This window comes from Poseidonibacter ostreae (assembly GCF_009208075.1).
Lineage (GTDB): Bacteria > Campylobacterota > Campylobacteria > Campylobacterales > Arcobacteraceae > Poseidonibacter > Poseidonibacter ostreae.
In genome coordinates this window covers 1-6,172 of sequence record NZ_WFKJ01000072.1, presented here as the reverse complement: position 1 = coordinate 6,172, position 6,172 = coordinate 1, and the positions used below count along the sequence as shown (strand labels likewise).

General features: G+C 27.7%; 9 protein-coding genes. 7 read left to right on the top strand and 2 right to left on the bottom strand.

Going from position 1 to position 6,172, the window contains the following annotated elements; genetic code table 11:
- The first annotated feature begins 40 nt into the window (after nt 1-40).
- Nucleotides 41-655, top strand: coding sequence for an acyl carrier protein phosphodiesterase (locus tag GBG18_RS14455; protein WP_152192217.1), 615 nt, complete (start codon nt 41-43; stop codon nt 653-655).
- 20 nt (nt 656-675) lie between these two features.
- Here the strand turns inward: GBG18_RS14455 and GBG18_RS14450 are convergent, their stop codons facing one another.
- A complete protein-coding gene (locus GBG18_RS14450) occupies nt 676-1,155 on the bottom strand; it encodes a NanQ anomerase/TabA/YiaL family protein (RefSeq protein ID WP_152192216.1) in 480 nt (159 codons plus the stop codon).
- 2 nt (nt 1,156-1,157) lie between these two features.
- Nucleotides 1,158-2,192 (bottom strand): coproporphyrinogen III oxidase, encoded by a 1,035-nt coding sequence (locus GBG18_RS14445; protein WP_152192214.1) that lies wholly within the window; start codon nt 2,190-2,192, stop codon nt 1,158-1,160.
- A 74-nt stretch (nt 2,193-2,266) separates the two neighbouring features.
- On the opposite strand from GBG18_RS14445, the gene GBG18_RS14440 reads away from it, so the two are divergent.
- From GBG18_RS14440 to GBG18_RS14415, 6 genes are all read left to right on the top strand, one after another.
- Entirely contained in the window at nt 2,267-3,262 is a 996-nt protein-coding gene (locus tag GBG18_RS14440) for an adenosine deaminase (RefSeq protein ID WP_152192212.1), read from the top strand.
- Between the two features lie 13 nt (nt 3,263-3,275).
- Nucleotides 3,276-3,725 (top strand): protein tyrosine phosphatase family protein, encoded by a 450-nt coding sequence (locus tag GBG18_RS14435; protein WP_152192210.1) that lies wholly within the window; start codon nt 3,276-3,278, stop codon nt 3,723-3,725.
- A gap of 87 nt (nt 3,726-3,812) precedes the next feature.
- Nucleotides 3,813-4,919: a homoserine O-acetyltransferase MetX gene (gene metX, locus GBG18_RS14430; RefSeq protein WP_152192208.1), complete on the top strand. Its 1,107-nt coding sequence runs from the start codon at nt 3,813-3,815 to the stop codon at nt 4,917-4,919.
- The gene (gene xseB, locus GBG18_RS14425) at nt 4,919-5,116 is read left to right on the top strand and encodes an exodeoxyribonuclease VII small subunit (RefSeq protein ID WP_152192207.1); all 198 of its coding nucleotides are present in this window, start codon (nt 4,919-4,921) and stop codon (nt 5,114-5,116) included. Before metX ends, xseB begins: the two co-directional genes overlap by 1 nt.
- Before the next feature lie 99 nt (nt 5,117-5,215).
- Nucleotides 5,216-5,878 carry a RadC family protein gene (radC, locus tag GBG18_RS14420; protein WP_152192205.1) on the top strand — a complete coding sequence of 221 codons (663 nt, stop codon included), beginning with the start codon at nt 5,216-5,218 and terminating at the stop codon, nt 5,876-5,878.
- On the top strand, nt 5,875-6,172 hold a 298-nt coding region (locus GBG18_RS14415; RefSeq protein WP_152192203.1), incomplete at its 3' end, for a putative type II toxin-antitoxin system PemK/MazF family toxin. The genes radC and GBG18_RS14415, both read left to right, overlap by 4 nt.

The following is a 6,172-nucleotide window of genomic DNA, read 5'->3' as shown; positions in this document are numbered from 1 at the left end:
GTTTATTAATATAAAGTAAATTTTTAGAAAAAGGAATTTAATGAATTGGTTAGCACATGCTTTTTTATCAGAAGACCATATTGATTTTAAAATTGGAAATATCCTTGCAGATCCATTAAAAGCAAAAATATGGGATGATGCGAGTATTCATATGCAAAATGGAATGCAAACACATGTTTTAATTGATTCATATACAGATTCTCATGAAATAGTAAAGTTAAGCAAAAAAAGATTGAGAGAAAAAGGTTTATTAAAACCTGTAATCATTGACTTGACTTATGACTATTTTCTTACAAAAAATTGGGATTTGTATTCTACTATTCCCCTTGATGAATTTACTCAAAGCTTTTATGAAAAAGCAAATATTACTTTAGATTATCTACCAGATGACGCAAAAAATGTAGTAAAAAACCTCATAAATAGAGATTTATTAAATAAATATCATACTTTAGAGGATTTAAATACTTCATTTAAAAGAATGGATTTAAGATTATCTGAGCGTTTATTAAAAAGAGAAAGTGCTTCTGAGTACTTTTATGATGTTCAAATAAATATAGAGGAATTAGAAAATGACTTCTTAGATTTTTTCCCACAATTATGTGAACATACAAAAAAGGATTTAAACCAAGAGAAAATAAATCATTGGAAGATTTAAACTCTTTAAAAATTTAGAACTTATCCTAAATTAACAGGTATTTTTATAACTGCTTTATAAATCAACTCTTTATTTTCTACTTTTACACATGGTTGATGTGCATCGCTTGGATAAAAAATAGCTAGACAATTCTCACGAATAAGAAGTTTTGAAGTAGCATTTTCTTTACCTTTATACTTAATAAAATCTGTTTTTTCAACATAATTAGTTTCAATTTCTAAAGAGTCTAAATCACAAACGTCCATATACTCTTCACCTTTTACCATAAACTGTATATCAATATATTTTTTATGTGATTCAAAAAAACAATCTTCTCTATTTTTTGTATAATATGCTTGCTTTAAAACAAAAATATCTTCACTTATCATCTCTTTTATACACTCGCCATCTTTAATATCTAAAAAATCGTCTGTTATATTTTCTAAATAATCAAAAGCTATTTGAAAAGCTTCTTTTGAAACTTGTTTTTTTACTTCTTCTAAACTACCAAAAATTGCCATGTTTAACCTTTATGATTTGATACTGTTGATGGAACAGTGTTTCCACTAGCTTGCATACTTAAAGCTTTTGGATACTTTTTATAATGTACTCGTACAACTTGTGCAAGTTTTTCTTTTGTTTTTTTATCAACTTTTCCATCTTCATTTATAACTTCCACTAAATTTGAAACTAATTCATCTTGAGGCTTTGTGGCTTTTTCTTGCCATGATTTTAATAAATCTTTATTTATAAAAGTAGGTAGGGACCCCATGATTCCAACATCGTTTTGATTATGGATTAAAAGCCCTGAAGTTGTACCTCTATCAAGTGTTAAAACTTGAAATAAATATAGGGTATGATAATTAAGTTGCTTCTTTTTATCTTCTTCTAAAATATTTTTTCTTGTATTAAAGGCATTTGAAATTATATCAATATAAGTATCAATTATTCCCTCTCCAAAACTATTTGCAAAGTTATAATCTTCTTTTGTATTTGATGTTTTATAGTTTTCTAAATAAAAATGAGAAATACCTCTGTGTCTATTTAAATCAGAAATATTAAAGTATTTATCACCTTGTTTAATTCCCTCTTCATAAGTATCTTTTGAAAGAGTTTTTAAAGATTTAACAAATACTTCTTTATCTTCATTATTTTCAATACTTGGATTTAAATCTGCCATAACACGCCAATAAGAATCACTTCCTTTTATTTGAGTTAAAGAAATATGAATATGAATAGATGGAACATTAGGATTTTTTGGATGAATTATCGTTGAGATTGCACTTGCACTTTGAAGTTTTTTACTCTCATCTTCATCATAATGTACTTGTGATACATTTACACTTGCAGTATTAAATAATATATTATCTCTTGCCTCAAATCTTGAACCACCACCGTGAATTCCTTCATCTCTTAGCCATGTAACTTCTTCAAAGTTTTTATTCTCACCAATTGTTTGGCTTAAATGATTTAGTTTGTCTACAAATCTTTTTTGTAAAGCTCTTACAAGTTTGTAAGCATCAATAGCTTCATTTGATTTTGCCATAATCATATTCATATATGTGTACCTTAAATTTTTTCTTATTGTATCATAGTATAATTGGAAAAATAAATAAGAAATACTGGAAATAAATGATAGATTTAATAAAAAGATTACCAAAAGCAGAGCTTCATTTACATATTGAGGGTTCCTTAGAGCCAGAACTTATGTTTAAATTAGCAAAAAGAAATAATATACAAATACCTTATAAAAACATAGAAGATGTAAGGAACGCATATAACTTTTCAAATCTACAAAGCTTTTTAGATATTTATTATGCAGGAGCAAATGTACTTATAACTAAGCAAGATTTTTGTGATTTAACGCATGAATATATTTTAAAATGTGTAGAAAATAATATTATCCATACCGAAATATTTTTTGACCCTCAATCACATACTTCAAGAGGAATTTCATTTGAAACTGTAATTACAGGAATAAAAGAAGCCTTAGCTGATGCAAAAGAAAAGTATGGGATTACATCTTGTATTATTATGTGTTTTTTAAGACACTTATCACAAGAAGATGCCTTTAAAACTTTAAATCAAGCTTTATCTTTTAAAAGTGATATTACAGCAGTAGGCTTAGACTCTTCAGAGTTAGGAAATCCTCCTAAAAAGTTTGAAGAAGTATTTAAAAAAGCAAAAGAGCAGGGCTTTAAACTTGTAGCTCATGCTGGAGAAGAAGCTGATGTTTCATATATTTATGAAGCTTTAGATGTATTAGAGATACAAAGAATTGACCATGGTGTACAGTCTATAAAATCAGATGAGTTAATGAAAAGATTAAAAAAAGAACAAATACCTCTTACAGTTTGTCCCAATTCAAATATAGAGTTAAAAGTATTTGAAAACTATAAAGAACACAATATAAAAAAACTTTTAGATTATGGACTTAATGTGACAGTAAACTCAGATGACCCAGCATACTTTAAAGGTTATTTAAATCAAAACTTTATAAATCTATATGAAAACTTAGAGCTTTCAAAAGAAGATATTATTACTTTAGTAAAGAACTCTTTTAACTCAAGTTTTATAGATGAAAAGCTAAAAAAAGAGTATATATCAAAAGTAGATAAAGTAATATAATAAAAGGCATAAAATGGAAGAAATATTAAATTATATAAAAATAAATGAACTAATCTCAACATCAGGACAACCAAGCCCAGAGCAATTTGAAACTATTGCCCAAAATGATTTTGAAGTAGTTATAAATCTAGCACTTCATAACGCTTCAAATGCTATAGAAAATGAAGATAAAATAGTAACTGATTTAAAAATGGCATATTTTCATATCCCAGTAGATTTTGAAAATCCAAAACCCTCAGATGTAAAACTTTTTTTAAATACATTACAAGCTTTAGGAGCAAATAAAGTATGGGTTCATTGTGCTTTAAACTATAGAGTAACTGCATTTATGTATGTTTATCACAAATATATATTAAATACTCCGTTTAATGAAATTAATATTTCAATGTTTGATCAGTGGTCACCTGATAGTAAATGGCAAGAGATAATGAAAATAGACTTTGAAGAAATCAAAAAAGCTTAACATCTTTTATCTAAGATAAGCTGACAAAAGCAAGTCTTATCCAAACTTTTGATAATATGCAATTTATAAAATAATAATGGAACAAATTTGAAAATAGAAACAAAAACCCAGAAATTTGATGAACGCTTACATTTAGAAAGTGGAAGAATACTAGAATCTTATGAGCTTGTATATGAAACATATGGGGAATTAAACGAAGATAAATCAAATGTAATTGTTATATGTCACGCACTTGCAGGTTCACATCATGCAGCTGGTCGTTATGGTGATGAAGCAAAGCCAGGTTGGTGGGATAAATTTATTGGTGATGGAAAAGTAGTTGATACGACAAAATATTTTGTAATATGCTCAAATAACTTAGGAAGTACATTTGGTTCTACAAATGCTCTAAGTATTGACCCTTCAACAAAACAAGAGTATAGACTTAAGTTTCCTATTTTAACAATATCTGATATTGTTAAAGCTCAAATGGCCTTATATAAAAAATTAGGAATTGAGAAAGCAGTTGCTGTAATTGGTGGCTCAATGGGTGGTATGCAAGCTCTTTGTTATTCTATTGAATATCCAGAGTTTACAGACACCGTAATTGCAATGGCAACAACAGCATATACAAGACCATGGGCAATTGCAATAAATAAAATAGCAATTGAAGCTATAAGACACGACCCTGTTTTTAAAAATGGACTTTATAAAAAAGAAGATTTAGAAGCAAGTGGTTTACCAGGTCTTGCAATAGGAAGAATGGCTGGATTAATAGCCTATTTAAGTCCAAACTTATTTAATGATAAGTTTGGAAGGGAATATTCAAGTAAAGATGGATTATATGAACTATTTGGTAGATTTGAAGTTGAAAGATACTTAGAATACAACGCATATAGTTTTCCAAAAGTATTTGATCCTTTATCTTATTTATATATCTGTAAAACAATGAATATTTTTGATGCAGGAAGAAATAAAGATAAGTTAGAAGATTCTTTTGATAAGCTAAAGTGTAATTTACACTTAATCGCTTTTGAAGATGATATGTTATTTTTCCCTGAAGAAATGGAAGAGATAAGAGATATCATGATAAAACTAGGCAAAGAAGACCAAGTAACATACAAACTTATAAACAGTAAATCAGGACATGATTCTTTTTTAGTTGAAGTTGATAAGTTTGCAGATTATACAAGAAATATATTAGAAGGTAAATAATGAGTACAGAAACAGAAAAATTAGTATTTGAAGATAAAATAGTAGAGGCAAAACAACTTTTAGAAAAGTTATCAAACCCACAAATCACACTAAGTGATTCTATTGAAGTATATAAAACAGGTATTAAGCAACTAGAAGATGCACAAAAACTACTAGATGAAGCAAAGCTTATCTTTACAACACAAGAAAAAAACTAGAAGAAAACTAATAACAAAAGCTTACATATTGTTATATATTTTATAACAACTTAAAAAATCCGATAAACTTTTCATATATTGAAAAGCTAAGGATTTAAAATGAAAACTATTCAAGACTTAGAAGAGATAAATAAACCAAGAGAAAAACTATATAAAAAAGGTGCTCAAGCACTAAAAGATTATGAACTTCTAAGTGTACTTTTAGGCTCAGGTGTAAAAGGTAAAGACGTAATAACTTTATCAAAAGAAATAATCAAAATATTAGAAACAGATTTCACTTCAATCACTTTAGAAATGCTTACTAGTATCCATGGTTTAGGAAAAGCCAAAGCTTCTCAAGTTTTAGCTAGTATTGAACTTTGTAAAAGATATTTAAGTGATAAACAAAAAATAAGAATATCAAGCTCACGAGATGTATATGAAGAACTAATTCCCTATAAAGATAAACAACAAGAATACTTTTTATGCATTTACCTAGATGGAGCAAATCATCTTATAAATACAGAAGTAATAAGTATAGGTACACTAAACCAAAGCCTAGTTCATCCAAGAGAGGTGTTTTCTTATGCGATTGAAAAAAGATGTGCAAGTATTATCCTAGCTCATAACCATCCAAGTGGAACACTAGAGCCAAGTCTTTCTGATATAAATATAACAAAAAGATTACAAGAAGCTGGGAAGATTTTGGGTATTGATATCCTCGATCATGTGATATTTACTCAAAGTGGTTTTTATTCTTTTAAAGAAGAGGGGATATTGTGAAAGATTTTGATGAATGGAATAAAGTTAAGAAAGAAGTAGATAAAAGAACTAATACTATAAATGTAAAAAATAGAGAAATATATTGGGCAAGTATAGGAGAAAATATTGGCTCAGAACAAAATGGAAAAGGACAAAGTTTTTCAAGACCTATCTTAATAGTTCAAAAACTAAATAAAGAATTATTTTTGGGTGTTCCTCTATCTACAAAAACAAAAGATGGAAGCTTTTTTTATAATTTCAACTTAAACAATATACAAAGTAATGCTCTCTTAGTACAAGTAAAAGTCTATGATG